This window comes from Streptomyces lateritius, assembly GCF_014649715.1.
Taxonomy (GTDB): Bacteria; Actinomycetota; Actinomycetes; order Streptomycetales; family Streptomycetaceae; genus Streptomyces; species Streptomyces lateritius.
Genome location: NZ_BMTO01000018.1, coordinates 128684 through 154886, shown reverse-complemented (window position 1 = coordinate 154886; position 26203 = coordinate 128684). Strand labels below are relative to the sequence as shown.

The window sequence follows — 26203 nt, the reverse complement described above, 5'->3', positions numbered from 1 at the left end:
CGTCATCCGGGCTTAACCACCCGTCCGCCAGCAGATCGAAAGTAACTGATTAGTAGCTTCCGTTTTCATGCTCCGAAGGCCGCTTGACTGAAAGCTGGGAATTGTCGCTCAGATGAGCGACAGTCGCGGCATCTGCGTTCAAGACTTGAACGCAAGAAGGGTGGCACCCGTGCCACCCTTCCAGTAGTCCAACACCGCGAAATATGCTCATCTGAGCGGCACCCTCATCAAGGGTGGCGAGGATCACGCCGTCGAAACGGCTGGATTCCCACGATCCGGACGAGATCGTCCATGGTCATCCAGGTGTCAGCCGTGGTCAGCCGCCGGAAGTGTCCAGCTCCGCGTCCTCGCCGACGCCCGCGCAGTCGTACGGGTCCTTGAGCCATCCGTCCGGCAGGACGACCCGATTGTTGCCCGATGTGCGGCCCCGCGGGCCGTCCGCGCCCACCGGCCACGGCTGGTCCAGGTCCAGTTCGCTCAATTGAGCGCTCAATTCGTCCAGGGACGAGGTGATCGCCAGCTTCTTGCGCATCTCGGAGCCGACCGAGAAGCCCTTCAGGTACCAGGCGACGTGCTTGCGGAAGTCGATGACACCGCGGGACTCGTCGCCGAGCCACTCACCGAGCAGCCGCGCATGCCGCACCATCGCGTCCGCGACCTCGCGCAGCGGCGGCTGGGCATAGGCGCCCGTACCCTCGAAGCCCGCCACCAGGTCACTGAAGAGCCACGGCCGGCCGAGGCAGCCGCGCCCGACGACGACACCGTCGCAGCCGGTCTCCCGCATCATCCGCAGCGCGTCGTCCGCCGACCAGATGTCCCCGTTGCCCAGCACGGGGATCTCCGGCACGTGCTCCTTGAGGCGCGCGATGGCGTCCCAGTCGGCCGTACCGCCGTAGTGCTGCGCCGCCGTCCGCCCGTGCAGGGCGATGGCCGTGACGCCCTCCTCGACCGCGATCCGCCCCGCGTCCAGATACGTGATGTGGTCGTCGTCGATGCCCTTGCGCATCTTCATGGTGACCGGCAGGTCGCCCGCGTTCGTCACGGCCTCGTGCAGGATCGCCCGCAGCAGCGGCCGCTTGTACGGGAGGGCCGAGCCGCCTCCCTTGCGCGTCACCTTGGGCACCGGACAGCCGAAGTTCAGGTCGATGTGGTCCGCGAGATCCTCGTCGACGATCATCCGCACGGCCTTGCCGACCGTCACCGGGTCGACCCCGTACAGCTGGATCGACCGGGGCCGCTCGCTCTCGTCGAAGCGGATGAGCTGCATGGTCTTCTCGTTGCGCTCGACCAGCGCCCTCGTCGTGATCATCTCGCTCACGAACAGACCCTTACCGCCGCTGTACTCGCGGCAGAGGGTGCGGAAGGGGGCGTTGGTGATGCCGGCCATCGGCGCGAGCACCACGGGCGGCTGCACGATGTGCGGCCCGATGGAGAGAGGGGAGAACGCGGTCATCCCTACATTGTCGCGCACGACGAAGGTCATTAGTTAGCCGTACTATCCGCGTATGCCCGAGCTCACACACCGGCGGCGGCTTCTGGTCCTCGGGATCTGCTGCATGAGCCTGCTGATCGTCAGCCTGGACAACACGGCGCTCAACGTGGCGCTGCCGTCGATGCAGCGGGAGCTGCGCGGGGGCGTCACCGGGATGCAGTGGACCATCGACGCGTACACCCTGGTCCTCGCCTCGCTGCTGATGCTCGCGGGCTCCACGGCGGACCGGATCGGCCGCCGGAAGGTCTTCCTGACCGGCCTCGTCGTCTTCGCCCTCGGCTCGCTGCTCTGCTCCCTCGCGCCGAACCAGGAGGCGCTGATCGCCTTCCGGGCGGTCCAGGCGGTGGGCGGCTCGATGCTGAACCCGGTCGCCATGTCGATCATCACCAACACCTTCACCGCACCGGCCGCCCGCGCCCGCGCGATCGGCGTCTGGGGCGGCGTCGTCGGCGTCTCCATGGCGGCGGGTCCGGTGGTGGGCGGGGTACTGGTGCAGACGGTCGGATGGCGGGCGATCTTCTGGGTGAACCTCCCGGTGGCGCTCGTCGCGCTTCTGCTGACCCTCCGGTACGTCCCCGAGTCCCGCGCTCCCCGCGCCCGGCGCCTCGATCCGGTCGGCCAGCTGCTGGTCATGACGCTCCTCGGTTCGCTCACGTACGCGATCATCGAATCCAGCCCGCTCTTCGCCGGGCTCGCGGCGGCGGCGCTCACCGGGCTGCTCCTGTACGAACCCAGGCGCCGCGATCCCCTGATCGACCTGCGCTTCTTCCGGAGCGCTCCGTTCAGCGGCGCCACGATCATCGCGATCTGCGCGTTCTCCGCGCTCGGCGGCTTCCTCTTCCTCAACACGCTGTACCTCCAGGACGTACGCGGCCTCTCCGCCCTGCAGGCCGGGCTCCACATGCTCCCGATGGCGGCGATGACGCTCGTCTTCGCCCCGCTCTCCGGGCGGCTCGTGGGGGCACGCGGGCCGCGCCCGTCGCTGCTGATCGCGGGGACGGCCATGGCGGCGGGCGCGCTGCTCTTCGCCGCCTTCGAGGCGGAGACGAGTGATCCGCTGCTCTTCACCGGGTACGTGGTGTTCGGCCTCGGCTTCGGCATGGTGAACGCGCCGATCACCGACACCGCCGTCGCCGGTATGCCCCGCGCCCAGGCGGGGGTGGCGGCGGCCGTCGCCTCCACCAGCCGGCAGATCGGTCAGACGCTCGGCGTCGCGGTGGTGGGCGCCGTCCTGGCGGCGGGGGTGGGCTCGGTCTCGCACACGGACGGCTTCGTCGAGGCGAGCAGGCCGGGGTACTGGACCATCACCGCCTGCGGACTCTGCGTCCTGCTGGTCGGGGCCGTGACGAGCGGCGCGTGGGCGCGCGCCACGGCGGAGCGGACGGCGCGACGGCTGGAGGCGGAGGGGGTCAGGCCGGCGGGGAGCAGCGTGGCTTCCTAGGTCGCCCAGGGGTCGGTCCCAGGAGTGCGCGGTTCCCAGACGCTACGGGCTCTTGGGCGAGGGCTGGGCAGAGGCGGGGGCGGGCGCCGGTTCCTGGAGGACCGGCTCCTCCAGGGCCAGCGCGTGGAGGCGTTCGAGGCCCGCGCGGGACTCCTCGTCCATCGGTACGTATTGACGAGGCGCGGGCCGCTGGACGGCCCGAGCCACAGGTTGGTGTGCTCCAGGTGGAGCGGGCCGACACGGGCGTTACGGATGATCTTCGTCCGGCCGCCCTGCGCCACCACCTCGTGCCGCGCCCAGATCTCCCGGAACTCCGGCGAGGCCGCCTCCAGGCGGTGCAACAGCGCCTTCCACGCCGGCTCCGCGAGGTGCTCCGCCATCGAGGCGCGGAACTTGCCGGCCATCGCGCGCGTGACGTCCGGCAGCTCGGCGACCGCCGCCCGCCACTCGGGGTGGGTGAAGGCGAGCCAGATGCAGTTGCGCTCCTCACGGGGCAGCGCGTCGAGGTCGCAGAGCAGCCGCCCGTACGTGCGGTTGTACGCGAGGATGTCGTACCGGCTGTTCTGGACGCAGGCGGGCAGCGGTTCCAGCCGGTCGAGCATCTGGCGCAGGGCGGGCGTGACGGTCGGGCAGGGCGTACCGGGGGCCGGGTCGACGGCACCGGCGAGGGCGAACAGATGGGTGCGTTCGGTCGCGTCGAGCAGCAGGGCGCGGGCGAGGGCGTCCAAGACCTGCGGGGAGACCTGGATGTCCCGTGCCTGCTCCAGCCAGGTGTACCAGGTGACACCGACAGCGGAGAGGTGGGCGACCTCCTCGCGGCGCAGGCCCGGGGTCCGGCGGCGTCGGCCGCGGGGCAGGCCGACCTGCTCGGGGGTGATGCGCTCGCGGCGGCTACGGAGGAACTGCGCCAGCTCGTGCCGCCGGACGTCGCTCTCCGAGTCGGTCTCCGTACGGCTCTCCGTACCTGTCTTCACCGCCATGGTCGTCATGCTCCCAGCGTGCCCGGGCGCTCAGCCCGTTTCCAGGTACTCCTGGTACCAGGATGAAGACACTCTGGTACCAGGCTGAGAAGAGGGCGATCGTCGCCTGAGTGAGTACTACAGCCTCCTCCCCCTCCGTCCGCGGGACCGGTGCCGTCGTCGACCACCCGGCCACGTCCCCGGCTCCGGCTTCCGCTCCGGCCCCCGGCCTCGGCTCCCTCGGCCTGTTCACCGTGCTCCTCGGCGCCGCGCTGCCGCTGATCGACTTCTTCATCGTCAATGTCGCCCTGCCGACGATCGGCCACGACCTGGCCGCCGGTCCGGCGATGCTGGAGCTGGTCGTCGCCGGGTACGGCCTCGCGTACGCCGTCCTGCTCGTCCTCGGCGGGCGGCTCGGCGACCTGTACGGCCGCAGGCGGCTCTTCCTGGTCGGCATGGCCGCCTTCGGCCTGACGTCGCTGGCCTGCGGCCTGGCGCCGGACGCCTGGACGCTGGTCGGAGCCCGCGTGGCACAGGGTGCCTCGGCCGCGCTGATGCTGCCCCAGGTCCTCGCGACCATTCACTCCTCGACGGCCGGCGCGCGCCGCGCGAAGGCACTGAGCCTGTACGGAGCGACCGCCGGCCTCTCCATGGTCGCCGGGCAGATCCTGGGCGGATTGCTCGTCGCGGTCGATCTCGCCGGCACCGGCTGGCGGGCGATCTTCCTGGTCAACGTGCCCGTGGCGATGGCCGGGCTGCTGCTCGCCGTCCGCACGGTCCCGGAGACTCGGTCGGAGCGCCCGGCGCCGGTGGACGTCCCGGGCACACTGCTCCTCGGCCTCACGCTCCTCACCCTCCTCGCGCCGCTGACCGAGGGGCGGGCCACGGGCTGGCCGCTGTGGACCTGGCTCGCGCTGGGGGCCTTTCCGTTCGCCGCGGGAGCGTTCTGGCGGGTGGAGCTGCGCGCGGACCGGCGGGGCCGTACACCGCTGGTGCCGCCGAGCCTGCTCGGCCTGGTCTCGCTGCGCCGGGGGCTGGCCCTGGTGCTGCCGTTCTCGATCGGTTTCGGCGGCTTCATGTTCGTGATCGCGGTGGCGCTCCAGCAGGGCCTGGGGATGACCGCTGTGGTCTCGGGCCTGGCGCTGGTCCCGATGGCGGTCGCCTTCTTCGGGGCCTCGCTGGCCGGCCCGCGCCTGGTGCGACGCTGGGGGACCCGGGTCGTGACGGCGGGGGGCCTCCTGCAGGCCGTGGGCCTGGTCCTGCTGGCACTGACGGTCTGGCGCTCCTGGCCGGACCTCACGGCCTGGAGCCTGCTGCCCGGCATGGCCGTCGCGGGTCTCGGCCAGGGCCTCCAGCTTCCGATCCTCTTCCGCGTCGTGCTCTCGGAGATTCCCGCGGACCGGGCCGGGGTGGGCAGCGGCGTCATGGTGACCGCCCAGCAGTCGGCCCTCGCCCTGGGCGTGGCGACGCTCGGCTCCCTCTTCCTGTCGCTGGCGGCGACCGGCTCGATGGCCACCGCCCTCACCACGACGCTCCTGGTGCAGCTGGCGGCGGTGCTCCTGACGATCTTCCTGAGCCTGCGGCTGCCGCGCACGGTCGGTTAGGAACTCCCAGGGGCACGCGTCGGGCCCGGGTCACGGACGTGACCCGGGCCCGACGCATCTGTGATGCCGGTGGCTACTCCTGGCCGCCCGCGGCGGCCTCGGGGGCCTCCGTGGCGCCGCCGGCCTCGCCGGTCTCGGCGCCTTCGGCGCTCTCCGTGCCGGCCGCGCGCTCGCGCATCTTCCTCAGCAGCTCCTGCTTCTGGTCGAGGCCGGCCTTGCGGTCGGCGTTGCTGCTCTGCACGGCACCCTGCTGGTCGGCGCGGGACAGCTTCTTGCGCTGTCCGCCGACGCCGAGAAGGTTGTTGCGGCCCTTGGCCATGGGGTTCTCCCATCAGTGAGAAATGCGGTGGTCAGTCGGCTGGCGCTGCGCGGGGGTCGAACCCGCGGCGCTCTCACTCGTAGATCTGGAAGAACGAAGACATGGGGCAGACGCTACCCCGCCCCCGGCCCTCGGTCACACCATTTTGGGAGCACACGGTCGACTGAATGACAAAGATTGAAATCTGTCAGCCGTCATGCCATGGTTGTCAGGCGGGGCCTCCGATCCCTTCGGAGTCGTTTCGCGTTGTTTCGAGTCGTTTCGAGTCCTCCATGTCCTTCCGCGTCCTTCCGAGGAGACACCCATGACCTCCGTCCCCACCCGCTCCCTCGGCACCACCGGCCCCCAGGTCTCCGCCCTCGGCCTCGGCTGCATGGGCATGTCCGCGCTGTACGGCGAGAGCGACCGCGCCGAGTCGGTGTCGACGATCCACGCGGCGCTCGACGCCGGCGTGACGCTCCTCGACACCGGCGACTTCTACGGAATGGGGCACAACGAACTGCTGATCAACGAGGCGCTGCGCACGGCCCCCGCCGCCGCCCGCGAGCAGGCCCTGACCAGCGTGAAGTTCGGCGCCCTGCGCACGGTCGAGGGCGGCTTCACCGGCTATGACGGCCGGCCCGCCGCGGTGAAGAACTTCGCGGCGTACTCACTCCAGCGCCTCGGCACGGACCACATCGACATCTACCGGATCGCCCGCGTCGACCCCGACGTGCCGATCGAGGAGACCGTCGGCGCGATCGCCGAGCTGGTCGAGGCCGGGCACGTCCGCCACATCGGCCTCTCCGAGGTGGGCGCGGACACCCTGCGCCGGGCGGCGGCGGTCGCCCCGATCGCCGACCTCCAGATCGAGTACTCCCTCATATCCCGGGGCATCGAGGAGAAGATCCTTCCCGCCGCCCGCGAGCTGGGTATCGGCGTCACGGCGTACGGCGTGCTGTCCCGGGGCCTGATCAGCGGCCACTTCACCCGGGACCGCGAGCTGGCCCCGGGCGACTTCCGGGGGATGAGCCCGCGCTTCCAGGGCGACAACCTCCACCGGAACCTTGACCTGGTGGACCGGCTGCGGGCCGTCGCCGACGTCAAGGGCGCGTCGGTCGCGCAGATCGCCATCGCCTGGGTGCTCGGCCAGGGCTCCCGGCACGACGTGGACATCGTCCCGCTGATCGGCGCCCGTCGCCGCGACCGGCTCGCAGAAGCGCTCGGGGCCCTGGACGTGACGCTGGACGCGGCCGACCTGGCCGCGATCGAGAGGGCCGTTCCGGCGGGGGCGGCGGCCGGCGAGCGGTACCCGGCGGCGCAGATAGCCCACCTGGACAGCGAGCACTGACCCCGTCGAACGCACCCGCCCACCGTCCCGCCGTGCGGCTGACAGGTACTGTCATCCCATGCCCGCCGAGACCCTGACCGCAGAGCGCATCCTCGAGGCCACCGAGGAGGTGCTGCGGCGCTACGGCCCGGCGAAGGCGACAGTCGTGGACGTGGCCCGGGTGCTCGGCGTCAGCCACGGCAGCGTCTACCGCCACTTCCGCACGAAGGCGGCGCTGCGCGAGGCGGTCACCCACCGCTGGCTGACCCGCGCCGAGGTCGCCCTCGCCGAGCTGGTCGAGACCTCGGACCGGCCGGCGGCGGAGAAGCTGCGCTCCTGGTTCGCCGGTCTCTTCGAGGCCAAGCGGCACAAGGCGGGCGACGACCCCGAACTCTTCGCCACGTACGGCGTGCTGATCGACGAGAGCAGCGGTGTGGTGGAGCAGCACATCGACGTGCTGATCGGTCAGGTCCGCGTGATCGTCGAGGAGGGCGTGCGCGGCGGCGAGTTCACCGCCGCCGACCCCGGCGCCACCGCCCGCGCCCTCTTCGACGCGACCTGCCGCTTCCACGACCCGGCCTACGCCCCCGAGTGGCGACTGCCCACGATCCAGGCGGAGTTCGACGCGGTGATGGACCTCCTGCTGCGCGGCCTGCGCGCGTAGGCCCGAGTCCCCCCGACGACGGAAAGCCCCCGGCTGCTCCAAGGAGCCGGGGGCTTTCGCGTACTACGGGTCGGACCGTCAGCAGCCGAGCAGGCGGCTGCCCAGGTAGCCCTGGATCTGGTCGAGGGAGACGCGCTCCTGCTTCATGGTGTCGCGCTCGCGCACGGTCACCGCGTTGTCGTCCAGGGTGTCGAAGTCGACGGTGACGCAGAACGGCGTACCGATCTCGTCCTGGCGGCGGTAGCGGCGGCCGATGGCACCGGCGTCGTCGAACTCGATGTTCCAGTTCTGCCGCAGGTCGGCGGCGAGGCCCTTGGCCTTCGGCGACAGCTGCGGGTTGCGGGACAGCGGCAGGACGGCGACCTTGACCGGCGCGATGCGCGGGTCGAAGCGCATCACGGTGCGCTTCTCCATGACGCCCTTGGCGTTCGGGGCCTCGTCCTCGTTGAAGGCGTCGAGCATGAACGCCAGCATCGTGCGCCCCACACCGGCGGCCGGCTCGATGACGTAGGGGGTCCAGCGCTCGCCGGCCTCCTGGTCGAAGAACGACAGGTCGTTGCCAGACGCCTTGGAGTGCGCGTTCAGGTCGTAGTCGGTGCGGTTGGCGACACCCTCGAGCTCGCCCCACTCGCTGCCGCCGAACTGGAAGCGGTACTCGATGTCGGCGGTGCGCTTGGAGTAGTGGGAGAGCTTCTCCTGCGGGTGCTCGAACCAGCGCATGTTCTCCTCACGCAGGCCCAGGCCGGTGTACCAGTTCCAGCGCTGCTCCATCCAGTACTCGTGCCACTGCTCGTCCTCGCCCGGCTTGACGAAGAACTCCATCTCCATCTGCTCGAACTCGCGCGTGCGGAAGATGAAGTTGCCCGGAGTGATCTCGTTCCGGAAGGACTTGCCCATCTGCGCGATGCCGAACGGCGGCTTCTTGCGCGAGGTCTGCTGCACCTGGCCGAAGTTGGTGAAGATGCCCTGCGCGGTCTCGGGACGCAGGTAGGCGACGGAGCCGGAGTCCTGGGTCGGGCCGAGGTGGGTGGAGAGCAGACCGGAGAACTGCTTGGGCTCGGTGAAGGTGCCCTTGTTGCCGCAGTTGGGGCAGTTGAGGTCGGCGAGGCCGTTCTCGGGGAGACGGCCGTGCTTCTCCTCGTACGCCTCCTCCAGGTGGTCCGCGCGGTAGCGCTTGTGGCAGGAGGTGCACTCGGTCAGCGGGTCGGTGAAGGTGGCGACGTGACCGGACGCCTCCCAGACCTCGGTGGCCAGGATCACCGACGAGTCGATACCGACGACGTCCTCGCGCGAGGTGACCATGTAACGCCACCACTGACGCTTGATGTTCTCCTTGAGTTCGACACCCAGCGGTCCGTAGTCCCAGGCGGCCTTCTGGCCGCCGTAGATCTCACTGCACGGGTAGACGAAGCCACGGCGCTTGCTCAGGCTGACGATGGTGTCGATCTTGTCGGCGGCCACGGTGCTCTCTTCATTACGACGACGAAGTGCGAATGCTTCAGATTACCGGCGCCCGCACCCCCCGTATCAAATCGGTCCGGCCTCGCGCGGGGTCGCCTGGACGTGGTCGGTGCCACAAGTAGGACAATTGACAATCGTTTCCAGTTTTGTTGAAAATGAGTGTCATGAACGTACGCCGCCTGATACCCACCGCCGCCCTCGCCGGAGCCGTCTCCCTGGGGCTCGTCACCCTGTCCGCCTGCTCCGGCTCCTCCGGCGCCGGGGACAAGGAGAGCGACGGCAAGCTGGCCGTGGTGGCGTCGTTCTACCCCATGCAGTACCTGGCCGAGCAGATCGGCGGCGAGCACGTCGCCGTCAACACGCTCACCAAGCCGGGCGTCGAGCCGCACGACCTGGAGCTGAAGCCGAAGCAGATCGGCGAGCTCGGCGAGGCCGACTACATCCTCTACCTCAAGGGCATCCAGCCCGCCGTCGACGAGGCGATCAAGCAGGCGGGCGTCAAGAACACCGTCGACGCCGCCACTCTCACGAAGCTCGAGGACCACGGCACCGGGGCCGGCCACGACCACGCGGGCGAGACCGCCGAGGAGCACGCCGCCCACGAGGGCGAAGCCCCCGCCGACGAGCACGGCCACGAGTCCGAGGCCGGTGCCGACCCGCACCTCTGGCTCGACCCGGTGAAGTACGCCGAGGTCGCCAAGGGTGTCGGCGCCTCCCTGGAGAAGGCCGACCCGGCCCACGCCGCCGACTACAAGAAGAACACCGACGCCCTGGTGAAGAAGCTCGGCGACCTGGACACCGCCTTCGAGACCGGCCTGAAGAACACCACCACCAAGACCTTCATCACCACCCACGCCGCCTTCGGCTACCTCGCCGAGCGCTACGGCCTGGACCAGGAGGGCATCTCCGGCGTGGACCCCGAGTCCGAGCCGAGCCCCGCCCGGATCAAGGAACTCCAGGACGTCGCCAAGAAGGACAAGGTCTCCACCGTCTTCTTCGAGACCCTCGCCAGCGACAAGACCGCGAAGACCCTCGCCACGGACACCGGCCTCAAGACCGACGTCCTGGACCCGCTCGAGGGAATTACGGACCGGAGCAAGGGCGATGACTACATCGAGGTCATGCAGTCCAACCTCGCCGCGCTGAAGAAGGCCCTCGGCGCGAAGTGAAGCGAGCACAGCAGGAGGCAACCGTGAGCGCGCCCGTCATATCCGTCCGCGGAGCCACAGCGGCGCTGGGCTCGCGGCCCGTCCTGCGCGGGGTCGACCTCACCGTGAACCACGGTGAGGTCGTCGCCCTGCTCGGCGCCAACGGCTCCGGCAAGTCGACCGCCGTCCGCGCCGTCATCGGCCAGGTCCCGCTCACCGGCGGCGCCATCGAGCTGTTCGGCACGGAGCAGAAGCGGTTCCGTGACTGGGCCCGGGTCGGTTACGTACCGCAGCGCACCACCGCCGCCAGTGGCGTCCCCGCCACCATCCGCGAGGTCGTCGCCTCCGGCCGGCTCTCCCGCCGCAAGCTCGGCTTCCTCACCAGGACCGACCGGGCCGCCGTCGAGCGGGCCATCGAGCTGGTCGGCCTCGCCGACCGCGCCAAGGACTCGGTGAGCGCCCTCTCCGGCGGCCAGCACCAGCGCGTCCTGATCGCCCGCGCACTGGCCGCCGAGCCCGAGCTGCTGATCATGGATGAGCCGATGGCCGGAGTCGACCTCGCCAGCCAGGAGATTCTCGCGGCCACCCTGCGTGAGCAGGTCGCCGGCGGCACGAGCGTCTTGCTCGTCCTGCACGAGCTCGGCCCCCTGGAGCCGCTGATCGACCGGGCCGTGGTGCTCCGCGACGGCTGCGTCGTCCACGACGGCCCGCCGCCGAAGGCCGTCGGCCAGCACGCCCTGCCCGGCCACGACCACGTACATCCGCACGCGGCCGACGAGCCGCTGCGCACAGGACTGCTGACCTGAGGAAGCTGATCTGATCATGGAATTCCTCGAGCCCGCATTCATGCAGCGGTCGCTCCTCGCGGCCGTCCTCGTCGGCATCACCGCCCCCGCCGTCGGCATCTACCTCGTCCAGCGCCGTCAGGCGCTGATGGGCGACGGCATCGGCCATGTCGCCATGACCGGTGTCGGCCTCGGCTTCCTGCTGAACTCCAGCCCGGTGTGGATGGCCACCCTGGTCGCCGTCGCCGGCGCCGTCCTCATGGAGCTGATCCGGGCCTACGGCAAGACGCGCGGTGACCTCGCGCTCGCCCTGCTCTTCTACGGAGGCATGGCGGGCGGCGTCATGCTGATGAGCATCGCCGACGGGTCCAACGCGAACCTGCTGTCGTACCTCTTCGGTTCGCTGTCGACCGTCTCCGACGCGGACGTCACCGCCATCGCCCTGCTCGCCGCCTTCGTGGTCCTCGTCACAGTCGGTCTGCGCCGCCAGCTGTTCGCGGTCAGCCAGGACGAGGAGTTCGCCCGCGTCACCGGCCTCCCGGTCCGCGCCCTGAACCTGCTCATCGCCGTCACGGCCGCCGTGACCGTCACGGTCGCCATGCGGGTCGTCGGCCTGCTCCTCGTCAGCGCGCTGATGGTCGTGCCGGTGGCCGCCGCCCAGCAGCTGTCCAAGTCGTTCCGTACGACGTTCGTGCTCGCGGTCGTGATCGGTGTCGGCGTGACGCTGTCCGGCACGATCACGACGTACTACCAGGACGTGCCGCCCGGCGCGACGATCGTGCTCCTGGCGATCGGCGTCTTCATCGCCCTGACCGTCCTCGCCACACCCCTGGCGAGACGGCGGGCCCGGGCCGCGGAGGCGGCGTCGGCGGAGTGCGACATGGCCGTTCCCGGCACCCGCCCTCCGACGGACGACATCACGGTCTAGGCAGCCTGGCAGAATGGCGGGGGCAACGAGACTCAAGGAGGCCCCTGTGGCGACGGCAGGACCCCCCGTACGCGGCCGATCGACCAAGCAGCGGGCCGCTGTGTCGGCCGCACTGAACGAGGTGGACGAGTTCCGCAGCGCCCAGGAGCTGCACGACATGCTCAAGCACCGCGGCGACTCGGTCGGCCTCACCACGGTCTACCGCACGCTCCAGTCCCTCGCGGACGCGGGCGAGGTCGACGCGCTGCGCACCAGCGACGGCGAGACCGTCTACCGCCGCTGCTCGACGGGTGACCACCACCATCACCTGGTCTGCCGCGTCTGCGGCAAGGCGGTCGAGGTGGAGGGCCCGGCGGTGGAGCAGTGGGCGGAGACCATCGCGGCGGAGCACGGCTTCGTGAACGTCGCGCACACGGTCGAGATCTTCGGCACCTGCGCGGACTGCGCCACTCGCTAGGCGATACGGCAAGGCGTTACGAAAGGGCCCGCACCGTCCTCCGGTGCGGGCCCTTTCCTGCCCGCGTGTGACCGTCAGAGCCGCGTGGTGTGCCGGTCCAGGATCTCCCGCAGCCGGTCGACGTCGGCCGGGGCGGCCAGGCCGTGCTTCGGCAGGTAGGCGAAGCCGGTGCTGCCGGACTTCGTGGCCGTCAGCAGCACGAAGAGCCGGGGCGTCTCCACGTAACGGGGCAGCATCGGCCACCGGATCACCATCTCGGTGTCCCGGGAGGTCCAGCGGCCCCCGTCGGCGTCGACGACGGCCCGGGCCTCTCCCTGGGAACGGACCAGCAGGAAGACGCTGCGGGCGGTCGCCCAGGGCGTCAGCTCGGCGGCTGCCACGGCCACGAGGCCGAGGAAGGCCATCACCACCGCGGTCCCCGGCTCCGGCGTCGGAGGCAGCAGGGCCAGGCCGGCGACGGCGAGGGACAGGAGGCAGGCGCCGATCGCCGTCCACCGCAGGAGGCGCCACCAGAGGGTGGCTCGCAGCCGCACCCGTACCGCCTCGTGCACGTCGTCGAACGCCGGCGCATAGACCAGCTCGAGCCGCTCGCGCGTCTCCATCGATCCCCCCCTATCCCGGTCAGCCCTTGTCGAGGACGGCCATGTCGGCCGGGTCCACGCCCCCGAAGCGGCGGTCGCGCGAGGCGTACTCGACGCAGGCGCGCCACAGGTCGCGGCGGTCGAAGTCGGGCCACAGCACGTCCTGGAAGACCATCTCGGCGTAGCTGCTCTGCCAGATCAGGTAGTTCGAGGTGCGCTGTTCGCCGCTGGGGCGCAGGAACAGGTCGACGTCCGGCATGTCCGGGTAGTACATGTACTTCTGGAAGGTCTTCTCGTTGACCTTCGACGGGTCCAGCTTCCCCGCCGCCACGTCCTCCGCGATCTTCTTCGCGGCGTCGGCGACCTCCGCCCGGCCGCCGTAGTTCACGCAGAAGTAGAGCGTCATGGCGTCGTTGTCGACGGTCTGCTCCTGGGCGACCTGGAGTTCCTGGACGACCGACTTCCACATCTTCGGCATGCGGCCGACCCAGCGGATGCGGATGCCCAGGTCGTTCATCTCGTCGCGCCGGCGCCGGATCACGTCCCGGTTGAAGTTCATGAGGAAGCGGACCTCTTCGGGCGACCGCTTCCAGTTCTCGGTGGAGAAGGCGTAGAGGGAGAGGTTCTTGACGCCCATCTCCAGGCAGCCCTTGAGCACGTCGAGGACGACGCCCTCGCCGACCTTGTGGCCCTCGGTGCGGGGCAGGCCACGCTCCTTGGCCCAGCGGCCGTTGCCGTCCATCACGCAGGCCACGTGGTTCGGTACCAGCTCGGCCGGGAGTTTCGGCGGGCGGGCGCCGGACGGGTGCGGCTCGGGAAGCTTGTACTCCCGGCGCTGCCGCCCAAGGATTCCGCGTCGTGCGATGGCCATGGCGATGGATCTCCTAGCTCTTCTCTACGTACCGCAGGGAACGCAGGCCGCGCTCCAGGTGCCAGTGCAGATAGGCGGACACCAGTCCGCCGCCCTCCCTGACGTGGCGTGGCTCGCACGCGTCCGCCGTCGCCCAGTCGCCGGTCAGCAGCGCGCTGAGCAGGCCGATGGCCTCCGGAGAGGGTACGACGCTCCCCGGCACCCGGCAGTCGCCGCATATGACTCCGCCGGCCGCGACGGAGAAGAACCGGTTGGGCCCGTGGATGCCGCACTTCGCGCAGTCCTCGAAGCTGGGCGCGTACCCGTTGACGGCGAGGGAGCGGAGGAGGAAGGCGTCCAGGATGAGGTGAGGGGCGTGTTCGGCGTTGGCGAGGGTGCGCAGACCGCCGACGAGCAGCAGATACTGCTGCACGGCCGGCTCCCCCTCGTTGTCCGTGAACCGTTCCGCCGTCTCCAGCATCGCCGTCCCGGCGGTGTACCGGGCGTAGTCGGTGACGATCCCGCTCCCGTACGCGGCGATGGTCTCGCTCTGGGTGCAGAGCGGCAGCCCGCGTCCGACGAGGTCGCTGCCCCGGGCGAAGAACTGCACGTCGACGTGGGAGAAGGGTTCGAGCCTGGCCCCGAACTTCGACTTCGTCCGCCGCACGCCGCGCGCCACGGCGCGTACGCGCCCGTGACCGCGCGTGAGCAGTGTGATGATGCGGTCCGCTTCACCCAGCTTCTGGGTGCGCAGCACGATGCCGTCGTCGCGGAACAGACTCATGGGCCCATTCTCCCGTACGCCCGGGCCTCCCCGGTCCGAGACCGGCATCCCGCCCTTTCGTCCACCCACAGCCCCGCCCGACCCGGACCGCCACCCTTCAGGGCACCTCGCCCCGGCTCCGGGCGTTCGCGTGGGCCGTCGCCGCGCTCAGCCGCTCGGAGACCGTCGCCGCCCGGACGCCCTCCGGCTCGCAGTCCCACTCCCGCCCGCCGCCGAGCGGCCTGAGCTGGAGGTACGGGCCCTCGTGCCCCATGACGGTCCCGACCCGTCCGGTACGGATCTCCACGACGTACGACCCGATGGGCAGCTTCGTCATTCCCTGCCACCTCCCCCCGATACGACGGCGGCCCGCAGGCACGCCGTTTCCACGGTGCAGCGTCCCAATTCGACGAGCGGCCGGCACGGGGGCGGCGGCCCCGTCATCTGTCGCTCTTGTTGTTCCTTCACCAACACATGCCTTCCCGAATCCATTTCCCGTTTACCGCCTCCAGGGTGGTACGGGATCCGTAGAATCGGCAGACGCGCAGGTCTCGCAACTGCGCCGTACCGTTGGCGAGTTGGTCCATGACCAAAGCAAGGCGCCGACCACGTGGCGGTTCTTCGGTCGGGAGTTGAAACCGCAACGAATCCACGAGGTCGTACGAATTGGCGGCTTTTTCGAACGGAACGTGAAGACGCCTCCTCAACGCCTCGTCGCACGCGGCTGATTTCGAGCCGGTGGCGGACTTGAAGGCGACTTGAGGCGCTGCCTTCGTGGACGGTTTTTCTTCATCCTTTTGTGCAGGCGGCTCATGAGCCGGGGGTGGTGGACGAGCGGGGCCTCGACGGCCCGTCCTTCCAGGCGCACCCCCGACCCGGTCCGGGACTGTCCCGGCCGCGGGCCCGCTCTACGATCTCGGTCATGTCGAGGATCGCGTCCATACCCCTCCCCCAGGGCAGCGGCGGCGCCGTCCAAGGCGCTCTGGCGCGAGAGGTTCCCGCGCCGGCTGAAGTGGTTCGTGCTGGGCTGCCTCGGCGTGGTCGTCGCTCTCCGCGTGGTCGCCGCGATCGCAGGGAAGGCACCCCTCGCCATCGGCATCGCGCCGGTCGGGTTGATCACGACGGCGGGCTTCGGGGTCGGCGTGTACGTCGTGGGGACGTGGAACCGCGAGCGGCGGCCGCTCAAGCACGGCATCACCGTCACCGCGTCGCAGGCCGGCATTCCGGGGGCGTAGCTCTACACGGACACCGTCGGAACCACCCGCGTCCTGCCCCACCTGGGCTTCGCACCGTTCGTCCGGGCGAGTTACGACCCGCGGAACCCGGCGGACGTGCTCGTGCCGCAGACGCCCTTCATGCGGCGCTTCACCATCACGAGGGGGCGGTCATCCTCTTCTGCGCGCTCAACGGCGTGGCGATGCTGACCTTCCCCACGGTGGACGCCGTGACCGGCGGCGCCTTCTCCGGGGACGGGTCCCAACTTTTCCTTTGTGATCCCATAAGCGGGCCTTATGAGGTCATAGACGGGGGGCGGGTACCGGCCCGCCTCAGCGGTTATTTAGGGTGACCTAAGTGATGACAGCCATCGTCGTCACGTCGCTTGCGAAGGGAACCTGACATGCCCCGCCCTCTCCGGGTCGCGATCGTCGGCGCCGGCCCCGCCGGAATCTACGCCGCTGACGCGCTGCTGAAGTCCGAGGCCGCCGCCGAGCCGGGTGTGTCCATCGACCTCTTCGAGCGGATGCCGGCCCCCTTCGGTCTCATCCGTTACGGCGTGGCCCCCGACCACCCCCGTATCAAGGGCATCATCACCGCCCTCCACCAGGTGCTCGACAAGCCGCAGGTCCGCCTCTTCGGCAACGTCGAGTACGGCACCGACGTCCACCTGGACGACCTGCGCGCCTTCTACGACGCCGTGGTCTTCTCGACGGGCGCCATGGCCGACCGCGAGCTCCGCATCCCCGGCGTCGAGCTCGACGGTTCCTACGGCGCCGCCGACTTCGCCTCCTGGTACGACGGTCACCCGGACGTGCCGCGCACCTGGCCGCTGCACGCCGAGAAGGTCGCCGTGCTCGGTGTCGGCAACGTGGCCCTCGACATCGCGCGCATCCTCGCCAAGACGGCGGATGAGCTGCTGCCGACCGAGATCCCGCCGAACGTCTACGACGGCCTCAAGGCGAACAAGGCCCTGGAGATCCACGTGTTCGGCCGCCGCGGCCCGGCTCAGGCGAAGTTCAGCCCCATGGAGCTGCGCGAACTGGACCACTCGCCGAACATCGAGGTCATCGTCAACCCCGAGGACATCGACTACGACGACGGTTCGATAGCCGAGCGGCGCAAGAACAAGCAGACCGACATGGTCGCCAAGACCCTGGAGAACTGGGCGATCCGCGACGTGGGCGACCGCCCGCACAAGCTCTTCCTGCACTTCTTCGAGTCTCCGGCCGAGATTCTCGGCGAGGACGGCAAGGTCGTCGGTCTGCGCACCGAGCGCACCGAGCTCGACGGCACCGGCAACGTCAAGGGCACCGGCCGGACCACGGACTGGGACGTCCAGGCCGTCTACCGAGCCGTCGGCTACCTCTCCGACGAGCTGCCCAAGCTGCCCTGGGACACCGCCTCCGGCACCGTTCCGGACGCCGGCGGCCGCGTGATCGAAGAGGGCGGCGAGCACCTGGCGTCCACGTACGTCACCGGCTGGATCCGGCGCGGCCCCGTCGGTCTCATCGGCCACACCAAGGGTGACGCCAACGAGACCGTCGCCAACCTCCTCGACGACTTCGCCAACGGACGGCTGCTCACCCCGGAGACCCCGGAGGCCGAGGCCGTCGTCTCCTTCCTGGAGGCGAAGGGCGTCACGTACACGACGTGGGAGGGCTGGTACGCCCTGGACGCGGCGGAGAAGGCGCTGGGTGAGCCGCAGGGCCGCGCGCGCGTGAAGATCGTCGAGCGCGAGGACATGCTCCGCGCGAGCAACGCCGTCACCCCGAAGTAGTACCCGGCCGGACCAGGCCCGACTCGTACGCCCCGGCGACGAGTCGGGCCCGGTCCCGGCCTGCCCGTGTCCCGGCTGACACGGTCTTCGCCGTGAGCGGCGAGAGGCCCGGGTCCTCAGCGGTCTCCGTATCGTTCAGGCCCCTGGCCACCGGCGCCGTGATCTGGCGGTCGGCGATCAGGAGGTGCGCGGCGACCGAGGTCTGCCCGCCGGTGAGGGCCCGACGAACGGCGCGGCGATGACGAGGACGATCACCCACAGAGCGGGCCCCCGGGGACGGCTCCGCGTCCCCGGCGTTCGCTGACGGTCGTGTTCGGGGCCTCGACCTCGGTCGTCCCTCCGGCGTGGCCGTCCGGGTCGATCCCAGATTCCCGCCGGGAGAGGCTGTTTCGTCGCACCGGCGGCGGCGTCGGGGGCTACTGCCGGGGGCGGTACGGAGGCGGCGGTGCGCCCGGGGAGTACGGGCGCGGTGGGGCGGCCGGTCCTATTCTGGAAGAGCCTGTAAGGGCCGGGAGGGACGGGAAGGGAAGTGAGCGGCGATGGCCGTTCCCGTCGACCAGGCGGCCGGTGCCGTCTCCACCGCCTCCACCGCCCCCGCCGTGGAGCGGGCGCGGGACGCGGCGGCCAGGGAGTCGTGGGCCGAGGCGTACACCCTCCTGTACGAGGCCGACCTGCATCCTTCCGCCGCGCTGGGCCCCGACGACCTGGACCTCCTCGCGGACGCCGCCTGGTGGGCGGGGCACGTGGACGAATCGGTGGCCGCGCGGCTGCGGGCACAGGCCGGGTACGTGGCGGCGGGCGACCACCGGGGGGCGGGCCACACGGCATGGTGGCTGTACTTCGAGTACCGCTGCCTGGGCCGGCCGGCTGCCGCGGCGGGCTGGCTGCGGCGGGCCCGCCACCACCTGGAGCAGGACCCGGACTGCCCCGAGCAGTGCTATCTCGCCTGGACGGACGCCGAGGAGGCCCAGGAGCACCACGACCCGGGCGCGGCGCTCGCGGCGGCGCGGCGCATGAACCATCTCGCGGGCCGCTCCGGTAGCCCGGACCTGATCGCCCTGAGCCGCCAGGCCCACGCGGCCGTCCTGCTGGCGAGCGGCCGGAGGAGGGAAGGGCTTTCGCTTCTCGACGACGCGATGTGCTCGGTCATGGCGGGCGAGTTGAGCGGCACCTTTACCGGCTGGCTGTACTGCCTGGCCCTCACCCAGTGCATGGAGGCGGCGGACTTCGGCCGCGCGGTGGAATGGACCCACGCGGCGATGACCTGGTGCGAGGCTCCTTGGCCCCCGACCTCCCGAGCACTCGCCGGCCGGCACCCCGACCCCCCGCCCGAGCCCTCCGGGCCGGTGGAGGACCCCGGCCGCCGCCGGCCGGCCCGGCCCCCGGACGGGCATGACAGCCCCGGCCGTACTCCGGTACGGAACGGCCCCGACACCGCCGATCCCGGCCTGGCGGCCGAACCGGCCCTGGGCGGGCACGACAACCCCCGCCCTGCCCCCACCGGAGCCGGCCGTATGGACGGCGACCAGGCCCGCCGCGTCGGGCCCGCCGGGCTCGACCTCACTCCTGCCGGGCCCGGCGGGCCTGCGGTCGCGGTCGCGGAGGGGGCCGGGGGCCAGCGGGCCGTGCCGCTGACCGACAATCCGTTCCGGGGGCTGTGCCGGATCCACTACGTCGAGGTGCTCGATCTGCTCGGGGCGTGGACGCTCGCCGAGGCCGAGGCCGGGCGGGTCTGCCAGGAGGTTCTCGTGGACAGCCTGGAGGCCGCCGCCGCGGCGCACTACGCGGCCGGGGAGATCCGGCGGCGGCAGGGCAGGCTGGACGAGGCCGCCCTCTCGTACGCGCACGCCCACGAGCTGGGCCGGATCCCCCAGCCGGGGCTCGCGCTGCTCCGGCTCGCCCAGGGCAAGGCGGACGCCGCCGTAACCGGCCTCAGACTCGCGCTGGCCTGCCAGAGCGAGCCGCGCCACGACCTCATCTGCCGGGCCCGGCTCCTCGCCGCGCAGACGGAGGTGGCGCTCGCCGTCGGCGACGTGGACGGCGCGGCCACCGCCGTGGCCGAGCTGGAGGCGCTCGCCGCGGACGCCACGCTCCTGGGCGCGATGGCCGACACCGCCCGCGGCGCCCTCGCCCTCGCCCGGCAGGAGCCTGCGCAACGCCCGCTGCGCCGGGCCCTGGCGGCCTGGCTGGAGCTGCGCATCCCGTACGACGCCGCGCAGGTACGGATGCTGCTGGCCGCCGCCGACCGGGCGGCGGGCGACGAGGAGGCGGCCCGGCTGGAGCTCGCGGCCGCCCGGGCGACGTTCGAACGCCTCGGTGCCGCCCCGGACGCGCGCCGCGCGGCGGCCCTGCTCGCGGGGCGGCCCGGGACGCGCGGGACCCTGCCCGGTGGTCTCACGAGCCGGGAGGCCGAGGTACTGCGGCTGGTCGCCGCGGGCCGCACCAACAAGGACATCGCCCGGACCCTGGTGATCAGCGAGCACACGGTCGCCCGGCACCTGAACAACATCTTCGCCAAGCTGGACGTCACCTCCCGCGCCGCCGCCACGGCCTACGCCTACGCCCACGACCTGGCCGAGGTCGTGTCCGGAAAGTAGCGCCGTCTGCCCACAGCACAGGGCCCGCCGCGTCCGGTGCGTGCGATCGCAAGGCGGAGGGCCGCCCTCTTACCGGGCGTACTCGGGTGACCCCGACAACGCGGCGAACGCGCGTGCCAGGCGAAGCGATCCCGGCGCGACTTCACGGACACGGCCTTGGGGTGTCTTGTGGTCGCGCCGGGCTCACCCCCCTTCGGGCCCCGCATGGGCCGATTCGCCCATCTCCCCTTCGCCCGCGACATGGGTGGTTCGGGCGATGTCCGCGCCCCGGCTCCCCGCCTACAACGGGTCCATGAACACCACCCCTCTCCCTACCGAACTCTCCCTCGACCTGCTGCGCGGCGCCGTCCGCGGTGAGGTCGTCGTCCCCGGAGACCCCGCCTACGAGGAAGCCCGACGGGTCTACAACGCCCTCCACGACCGGCGTCCCGCCGTCGTCGTACGGGCCGCGGACGCCGGGGACGTAATCGCCGGCGTCCTCTTCGCCCGGGACAACCACCTGCCGCTCGCCGTCCGCGGCGGCGGCCACGCCGTCGCCGGACACGGCACCGTCGACCACGGGCTCGTCGTCGACCTGTCCCGGATGCGCGGGGTCCGCGTGGACCCCCTGGCCCGTACCGCCCGTGCCGAGGGCGGCTGCACCTGGGGCGACTTCAACCACGCCACCCACGCCTTCGGCCTCGCCACCACCGGCGGTGTCATCTCCACGACCGGCATCGGCGGCTTGACCCTCGGCGGTGGCATGGGCCACCTCTCCCGCCGCTACGGCCTGACCTGCGACAACCTCCTCTCGGCCGATGTCGTCACCGCCGAGGGCACCCTCGTCGCCTGCGACGCAGAGCGGCACCCCGACCTCTTCTGGGCGCTGCGCGGCGGCGGCGGCAACTACGGTGTCGTCACCTCGTTCCAGTTCCGGCTGCACCCCGTCTCGGACATCCTCGGCGGAATCATGATCTTCCCGCTCGACGGGGAGGTGCCACGCCGCTGGCGCGACCTGAACGCCGAGGCGCCGGAGGAGCTGAACACCCTCCTCGTGACGATGCTCGGGCCACAGCTCCCGTTCCTGCCTGAGCGCTGGCAAGGACGCCCGGTCTGCGGTGTCGCGGTCTGCTTCACCGGACCCACCGAGAAGGACGAGAAGGTCCGCGCCCGCCTCGCCGCGCTCGGGCCGGTCATCGGCGAGGCCGTCGACCGGATGCCGTACCCGGTGATCAACACCCTCTTCGACGAGGACCTGCCGCCGGGCCTGTACCACTACTGGAAGGGGAACTTCAGCCGTGAACTGACCGACGGCGCCATCGACGTCCACATGACCTTCGGGCAGACGATCCCTTCCATGCAGACCGACACCGCGATCTTCCCGATCGACGGAGCCTGCCATCGGGTCGGGGCCGAGGACACCGCGTTCGCCTACCGCGACGCCGCCTTCTCCACCGCGTTCGGCGCCAGCTACACCGATCCCGCCGACACGGAGCGGAACATCGCCTGGACCCGGGCGTACGACAAGGCGCTGCGCCCGCACACCCAGGAGGCCGGCTACATCAACTTCATGGACACCGACGACCAGGACCGGGTGCGGGCCAACTACCGTCAGAACTACGACCGGTTGCGGGCGGTCAAGCGCCGTTACGACCCCGGCAACCTGTTCCGCCTCAACCACAACATCGCGCCGTAGGGGACGTCGCTGGGGGCGGCCTTACCCCTCAGAGCAGCGTCCGCGCGGAGGCGAGCAGCCGGGCGGTGTCGTCGGCGCACAGCGCCAGCGCGTTGCCCACGGTGCACAGCACGTCCCGCTCCGCCGGGCTGTACGCCCCGTCCGCGAGGGCGATCCGAGCGCCCTGGAGCAGGATCGACTCCCGCCCGGAGGGGGACAGGTGCGGGGTGAGCGGCTCCAGGGCCTCGTGGAGTTCGATGGCCAGGGCGGCGCCACCGCTGCCCACGTCCGGCAGGAAACGGCCGGTGTCGGCCGCGAGCGCCTCGACGAGGTCGGTCAGCTGGACGCCGGTGCACTCGTCGAAGCCGGCGGCGCGAACCGCCGAGACCGCGGTGTCCACCGCCGTACGGGAGGAGGTGCCGCCGGCCGCGAGGACGGCGAGGGCGACGGTGTGCACGGCGTCGCGGAGCATCGCGGAGAAGCGGCTCGTCGTCGGGTGGTCGAGGACCTCCGTGCCGAAGCGCGTGTGACAGGCGGCGCATTCGACGATCGGCCCGGCCTGGCCACGGGGAAGGACCGGCACGCCCAGGACGGCGAACCGCCGACGGCCCGTACGGCGCCGGTAGTTGCGGTCGCCGCCGCACTCCTCGCAGAAGAACTCGCCGTCCCCGACGGTGTTCCAAGAAGTACGAATGCCGCAGACGCCCATTTTTCGACTACGTGACTCTCGGGCAGACCGCACGCCGCACCTCCCTTGACGACCCGGCAACGTTGCCGACGTGGGCGTGATGTTAACCACATCCGTGATGTGGCGTCAGCACCTTGTCGCCAGATCGACGACGACTTGGCCGAGACACGCCACAGGCTTGGCATGCCCCCGGGAGGCGCACCGGCCCCGAAAGACACGGTCAGCGCGCCGGGACAGACCGGTCCGGCGGCGGCGAGCGGGGTGCGGTACGCCTCCACCTCCGACCGGAACCACCGCGGCGGCGAGGTCACCCTCAGGGGTGGCGGTGCCCCGCGTCCGGGATGGACGCGGGGCACCGCCATGCGCACCGCCGACGTCAGCGCGTGGCGCGGTTGACCGCCGAGATGACCGCCTTCAGCGAGGCGCGGGTCGTGTTGGCGTCGATGCCGACGCCCCACAGGACCTTGCCGTCGATGGCGCACTCGATGTACGAGGCGGCCTGCGCGGAGGCGCCTTCGCTCATCGTGTGCTCCTGGTAGTCCAGCAGGCGGGCGTCCACGCCGATCGCCTGCAGGGCCGCGAAGAAGGCCGAGATCGGACCGTTGCCGGTTCCGGTCAGCACGGTGTCGACGCCGTCCACGACCGCCTCGACGGTCAGGGTGTCGGTGCCGTCCGTGTCGGAGGTCGTCTGGCCGGAACGCAGCTGGATGCGGCCCCAGGCGTTGTCCGGGTTCGGCAGGTACTCGTCCTGGAAGACCGACCAGATCGCGGCCGGGGTGACCTCGCCGCCCTCGGTGTCCGTCTTCTGCTGGATGATCCTCGAGAACTCGATCTGCATCCGGCGCGGCAGGTCCAGCTTGTGGTCGTTCTTCAGGACGTACGCGATACCGCCCTTGCCGGACTGCGAGTTGACCCGGATGACGGCCTCGTAGGAGCGGCCGACGTCCTTCGGGTCGATGGGCAGGTACGGCACGGCCCACTCGATCTCGTCGACGGTCCTGCCGGCGGCTGCCGCGTCGGCCTCCATCGCGTCGAAGCCCTTCTTGATGGCGTCCTGGTGGGAGCCGGAGAAGGCGGTGTAGACCAGATCGCCCGCGTAGGGGTGGCGCGGGTGGACCTCCATCTGGTTGCAGTACTCGGACGTGCGGCGGATCTCGTCGATCTGCGAGAAGTCGATCTGCGGGTCCACGCCCTGCGAGAACAGGTTCATGCCCAGCGTCACCAGGTCGACGTTGCCGGTGCGCTCGCCCTGGCCGAACAGGCAGCCCTCGATGCGGTCGGCGCCGGCCATGACGGCCAGCTCGGCGGCCGCGACCGCCGTACCACGGTCGTTGTGCGGGTGGACGGACAGGCAGATGTACTCGCGGCGGGTCAGGTTCCGGGACATCCACTCGAACCGGTCCGCGTGCGTGGACGGCGTCGAACGCTCCACGGTGGCCGGCAGGTTGAGGATGATCTCACGGCCCTCCTCGGGCTGCCAGACGTCACAGACCGCCTCGCAGACCTCCAGGGCGAAGTCCAGCTCGGTGTCGGTGAAGATCTCCGGGCTGTACTGGTAGCCGAAGATCGTCTCGTCGCCCAGCAGCTTGTCCGCGTACTCCATGACCAGGCGCGTGCCGTCGACGGCGATCTGCTTGATCTGCTCCTTCGAGCCGCGGAAGACGACCCGGCGGAAGGTGGGCGCGGTGGCGTTGTACAGGTGGACGGTGGCGCGCCTGGCGCCGACCAGGGACTCCACGGTCCGCTCGATCAGGTCCTCGCGGGCCTGGGTCAGTACGGAGATGGTGACGTCGTCCGGGATCGCGCCCTCTTCGATGATGGAGCGCACGAAGGCGAAGTCGGTCTCGCCGGAGGACGGGAAGCCGACCTCGATCTCCTTGTAGCCCATGCGCACCAGCAGGTCGAACATCTCGCGCTTGCGGGCGGGGGACATCGGGTCGATCAGGGCCTGGTTGCCGTCGCGCAGGTCGGTGGACAGCCAGCGCGGAGCCTTGGTGATGCGCCGCTCGGGCCAGGTGCGATCGGGGATGTGCACGGCCTCGTACCGGCCGTACTTGTGGATCGGCATCCCGGACGGCTTCTGCATCTGGGTGGCGTTGGTGATGGGCGTCGGACGGCCAACGGGCTGAGACATTGCGTAGGGCTCCTCGGGTCCAGCGGGAGGGACGGCCGACTGTCGAACGCAACACCAGGTCCCGCGGGGAGGGGGTCGGCCTACGACTACAGGCCCTCGCCGCGGCAGCTAAGGAGAAGCAGCCCGAAACGCATGATGTGCCGCAGCCTAGCTCAGGTCGGCGGGGGCCGGACGTCCTGTTTCAGTATGCGGGACGGCCGAGCCGACAATCAGAAAAGGTGACGAATCACTCCATTTCGCGGATCATCGTCGCTGCTAGTGACAGCGGCATGACCCAGTGCCACATTGCTGGCATGACCTCCCCCGCGGACCGCCGCCCCTCCGTCCCCGTCTTCTGCACGATCGTGCCGCCGCACCTGCTGGAGCGGCTGGCCCGGGCCGAGAACCCGGCGATCGCCGAGACCGCCCGCCGCACCCTGGTCGCCGACGCCGCCCAGCGGACCGCGCGCCGCCTCGCCCCGCCCGCGCCTGCCCCCACGCCGGCCGCCCCGGACGAGACCGCCAAGCCCCGGCGCGCGGTGTACGACGCCGAGCACGGCACCGGCCTGCCGGGCGTTCCGGTACGGGAAGAGGGTGCGGAGGCGACGGGGGACGCGACCGTCAACCGCGCGTACGCCGGACTCGGCGCCACCTTCGACCTCTTCCTGAAGGCCTACGGCCGGAACTCGATGGACGGGGCCGGGATGAAGCTGCTGGCGACCGTCCACTACGACCGGAACTACGCGAACGCCTTCTGGAACGGCGAGCAGATGGTGTTCGGCGACGGCGACGACGAGATCTTCCTCGACTTCACCGTGCCGGTGGACGTGATCGGCCACGAACTGACCCACGGCTTCACGCAGTACACCGCCGATCTGGAGTACTACAGCCAGTCCGGAGCGCTCAACGAGTCGGTCTCGGACGTCTTCGGGTCACTGGTGAAGCAGTACACGCTCGGGCAGAACGCCGCCGATGCCGACTGGCTGATCGGGGAGGGCCTGCTCCACGAGAGCGTCCAGGGCGTGGCGCTGCGCTCGATGAAGGCGCCGGGCACGGCGTACGACGACGACGTCCTCGGCAAGGACCCGCAGCCGGCGCACATGGACGACTACGTCCGTACGAGCAGCGACAACGGCGGGGTCCACATCAACTCCGGCATCCCCAACCACGCCTTCTACATCGCGGCGACCGAGCTGGGCGGCAACGCCTGGGAGCGGGCCGGGCAGATCTGGTACGACGTGATGACCGGCGGCACGCTGACGCCCGAGACCCGGTTCACCGAGTTCGCGCGGGCGACGGCGAAGGCGGCGAAGGCGCGGTACGGGGACGGGGCGGAGATCCAGGCCGTACTGAAGGCATGGACGGCCGTGGGCGTACCGACGGACTGATAGACCT

At 70.9% G+C, this 26203-nt stretch carries 22 protein-coding genes and 1 pseudogene; 13 read left to right on the top strand and 10 right to left on the bottom strand.

Translation table 11 applies throughout. The annotated features are described in order from the left end of the window. Positions 1–316: 316 nt before the first annotated feature. Entirely contained in the window at positions 317–1453 is a 1137-nt protein-coding gene (gene dusB, locus IE136_RS30455) for a tRNA dihydrouridine synthase DusB (protein WP_158987108.1), read from the bottom strand. A 52-nt stretch (positions 1454–1505) separates the two neighbouring features. On the opposite strand from dusB, the gene IE136_RS30450 reads away from it, so the two are divergent. Continuing rightward, positions 1506–2933, top strand: coding sequence for an MFS transporter (locus IE136_RS30450; RefSeq protein ID WP_158987110.1), 1428 nt, complete (start codon positions 1506–1508; stop codon positions 2931–2933). A gap of 42 nt (positions 2934–2975) precedes the next feature. Here IE136_RS30450 and IE136_RS30445 read toward each other — a convergent pair. Beyond that, positions 2976–3922: pseudogene (locus tag IE136_RS30445) on the bottom strand (MmyB family transcriptional regulator). A 101-nt stretch (positions 3923–4023) separates the two neighbouring features. Between IE136_RS30445 and IE136_RS30440 the strand changes: the two are divergent. Further along, positions 4024–5496: an MFS transporter gene (locus IE136_RS30440; RefSeq protein ID WP_189601911.1), complete on the top strand. Its 1473-nt coding sequence runs from the start codon at positions 4024–4026 to the stop codon at positions 5494–5496. Positions 5497–5569: 73 nt separating this feature from the next. On the opposite strand, the gene IE136_RS30435 is transcribed toward IE136_RS30440, so the two are convergent. Next, positions 5570–5815 carry a DUF6243 family protein gene (locus tag IE136_RS30435; protein ID WP_158987115.1) on the bottom strand — a complete coding sequence of 82 codons (246 nt, stop codon included), beginning with the start codon at positions 5813–5815 and terminating at the stop codon, positions 5570–5572. A gap of 304 nt (positions 5816–6119) precedes the next feature. Between IE136_RS30435 and IE136_RS30430 the strand changes: the two genes are divergently transcribed. Both IE136_RS30430 and IE136_RS30425 read left to right on the top strand, forming a co-directional pair. Beyond that, positions 6120–7145, top strand: coding sequence for an aldo/keto reductase (locus IE136_RS30430; protein WP_189601910.1), 1026 nt, complete (start codon positions 6120–6122; stop codon positions 7143–7145). A 58-nt stretch (positions 7146–7203) separates the two neighbouring features. Continuing rightward, entirely contained in the window at positions 7204–7788 is a 585-nt protein-coding gene (locus IE136_RS30425) for a TetR/AcrR family transcriptional regulator (protein WP_189601909.1), read from the top strand. A 78-nt stretch (positions 7789–7866) separates the two neighbouring features. On the opposite strand, the gene IE136_RS30420 is transcribed toward IE136_RS30425, so the two are convergent. Further along, positions 7867–9249, bottom strand: a complete 1383-nt coding sequence (locus IE136_RS30420) for a glycine--tRNA ligase (RefSeq protein ID WP_158987121.1) — start codon at positions 9247–9249, stop codon at positions 7867–7869. A gap of 164 nt (positions 9250–9413) precedes the next feature. Between IE136_RS30420 and IE136_RS30415 the strand changes: the two genes are divergently transcribed. From IE136_RS30415 to IE136_RS30400, 4 genes are read left to right on the top strand one after another with little or no spacing between them, the layout of a single operon-like run. Further along, on the top strand, positions 9414–10418 hold the full coding sequence (locus IE136_RS30415) for a metal ABC transporter substrate-binding protein (RefSeq protein WP_158987123.1): 1005 nt from the start codon (positions 9414–9416) through the stop codon (positions 10416–10418). A 23-nt stretch (positions 10419–10441) separates the two neighbouring features. Further along, positions 10442–11203 carry a metal ABC transporter ATP-binding protein gene (locus IE136_RS30410; protein WP_158987125.1) on the top strand — a complete coding sequence of 254 codons (762 nt, stop codon included), beginning with the start codon at positions 10442–10444 and terminating at the stop codon, positions 11201–11203. A gap of 16 nt (positions 11204–11219) precedes the next feature. Continuing rightward, complete coding sequence (locus IE136_RS30405) at positions 11220–12110, top strand: metal ABC transporter permease (protein ID WP_158987127.1); 891 nt, start codon at positions 11220–11222, stop codon at positions 12108–12110. Positions 12111–12156: 46 nt separating this feature from the next. After that, on the top strand, positions 12157–12567 hold the full coding sequence (locus tag IE136_RS30400) for a Fur family transcriptional regulator (RefSeq protein ID WP_158987129.1): 411 nt from the start codon (positions 12157–12159) through the stop codon (positions 12565–12567). Between the two features lie 74 nt (positions 12568–12641). On the opposite strand, the gene IE136_RS30395 is transcribed toward IE136_RS30400, so the two are convergent. The 4 genes from IE136_RS30395 to IE136_RS30380 all read right to left on the bottom strand — a co-directional run bounded on the left by IE136_RS30395 (position 12642) and on the right by IE136_RS30380 (position 15098). Continuing rightward, entirely contained in the window at positions 12642–13169 is a 528-nt protein-coding gene (locus IE136_RS30395; RefSeq protein ID WP_189601908.1) for a YcxB family protein, read from the bottom strand. A gap of 19 nt (positions 13170–13188) precedes the next feature. After that, positions 13189–14013, bottom strand: a complete 825-nt coding sequence (locus IE136_RS30390; RefSeq protein WP_189601927.1) for an isoprenyl transferase — start codon at positions 14011–14013, stop codon at positions 13189–13191. Positions 14014–14032: 19 nt separating this feature from the next. Next, a complete protein-coding gene (recO, locus tag IE136_RS30385; protein ID WP_158987133.1) occupies positions 14033–14782 on the bottom strand; it encodes a DNA repair protein RecO in 750 nt (249 codons plus the stop codon). Between the two features lie 97 nt (positions 14783–14879). Further along, the gene (locus tag IE136_RS30380) at positions 14880–15098 is read right to left on the bottom strand and encodes a hypothetical protein (RefSeq protein WP_158987135.1); all 219 of its coding nucleotides are present in this window, start codon (positions 15096–15098) and stop codon (positions 14880–14882) included. Between the two features lie 700 nt (positions 15099–15798). Here IE136_RS30380 and IE136_RS30375 point away from each other — a divergent pair. The 4 genes from IE136_RS30375 to IE136_RS30360 all read left to right on the top strand — a co-directional run bounded on the left by IE136_RS30375 (position 15799) and on the right by IE136_RS30360 (position 22028). Then, positions 15799–15996 (top strand): hypothetical protein, encoded by a 198-nt coding sequence (locus IE136_RS30375; protein WP_189601907.1) that lies wholly within the window; start codon positions 15799–15801, stop codon positions 15994–15996. A 383-nt stretch (positions 15997–16379) separates the two neighbouring features. Beyond that, a complete protein-coding gene (locus tag IE136_RS30370; RefSeq protein WP_158987139.1) occupies positions 16380–17756 on the top strand; it encodes an FAD-dependent oxidoreductase in 1377 nt (458 codons plus the stop codon). Between the two features lie 539 nt (positions 17757–18295). After that, positions 18296–20353: a helix-turn-helix transcriptional regulator gene (locus IE136_RS30365; protein ID WP_229819305.1), complete on the top strand. Its 2058-nt coding sequence runs from the start codon at positions 18296–18298 to the stop codon at positions 20351–20353. Between the two features lie 292 nt (positions 20354–20645). Then, positions 20646–22028, top strand: a complete 1383-nt coding sequence (locus IE136_RS30360) for an FAD-binding oxidoreductase (protein ID WP_189601906.1) — start codon at positions 20646–20648, stop codon at positions 22026–22028. Positions 22029–22056: 28 nt separating this feature from the next. Here IE136_RS30360 and IE136_RS30355 read toward each other — a convergent pair whose 3' ends face one another. Together IE136_RS30355 and leuA are read right to left on the bottom strand one after the other, a co-directional pair. Continuing rightward, entirely contained in the window at positions 22057–22716 is a 660-nt protein-coding gene (locus tag IE136_RS30355; RefSeq protein ID WP_158994255.1) for a TerB family tellurite resistance protein, read from the bottom strand. A gap of 355 nt (positions 22717–23071) precedes the next feature. Beyond that, the gene (gene leuA, locus IE136_RS30350; RefSeq protein WP_158987143.1) at positions 23072–24829 is read right to left on the bottom strand and encodes a 2-isopropylmalate synthase; all 1758 of its coding nucleotides are present in this window, start codon (positions 24827–24829) and stop codon (positions 23072–23074) included. A gap of 293 nt (positions 24830–25122) precedes the next feature. On the opposite strand from leuA, the gene IE136_RS30345 reads away from it, so the two are divergent. Then, positions 25123–26196 (top strand): M4 family metallopeptidase, encoded by a 1074-nt coding sequence (locus IE136_RS30345; RefSeq protein ID WP_158987145.1) that lies wholly within the window; start codon positions 25123–25125, stop codon positions 26194–26196. The last annotated feature ends 7 nt before the right edge of the window (positions 26197–26203 follow it).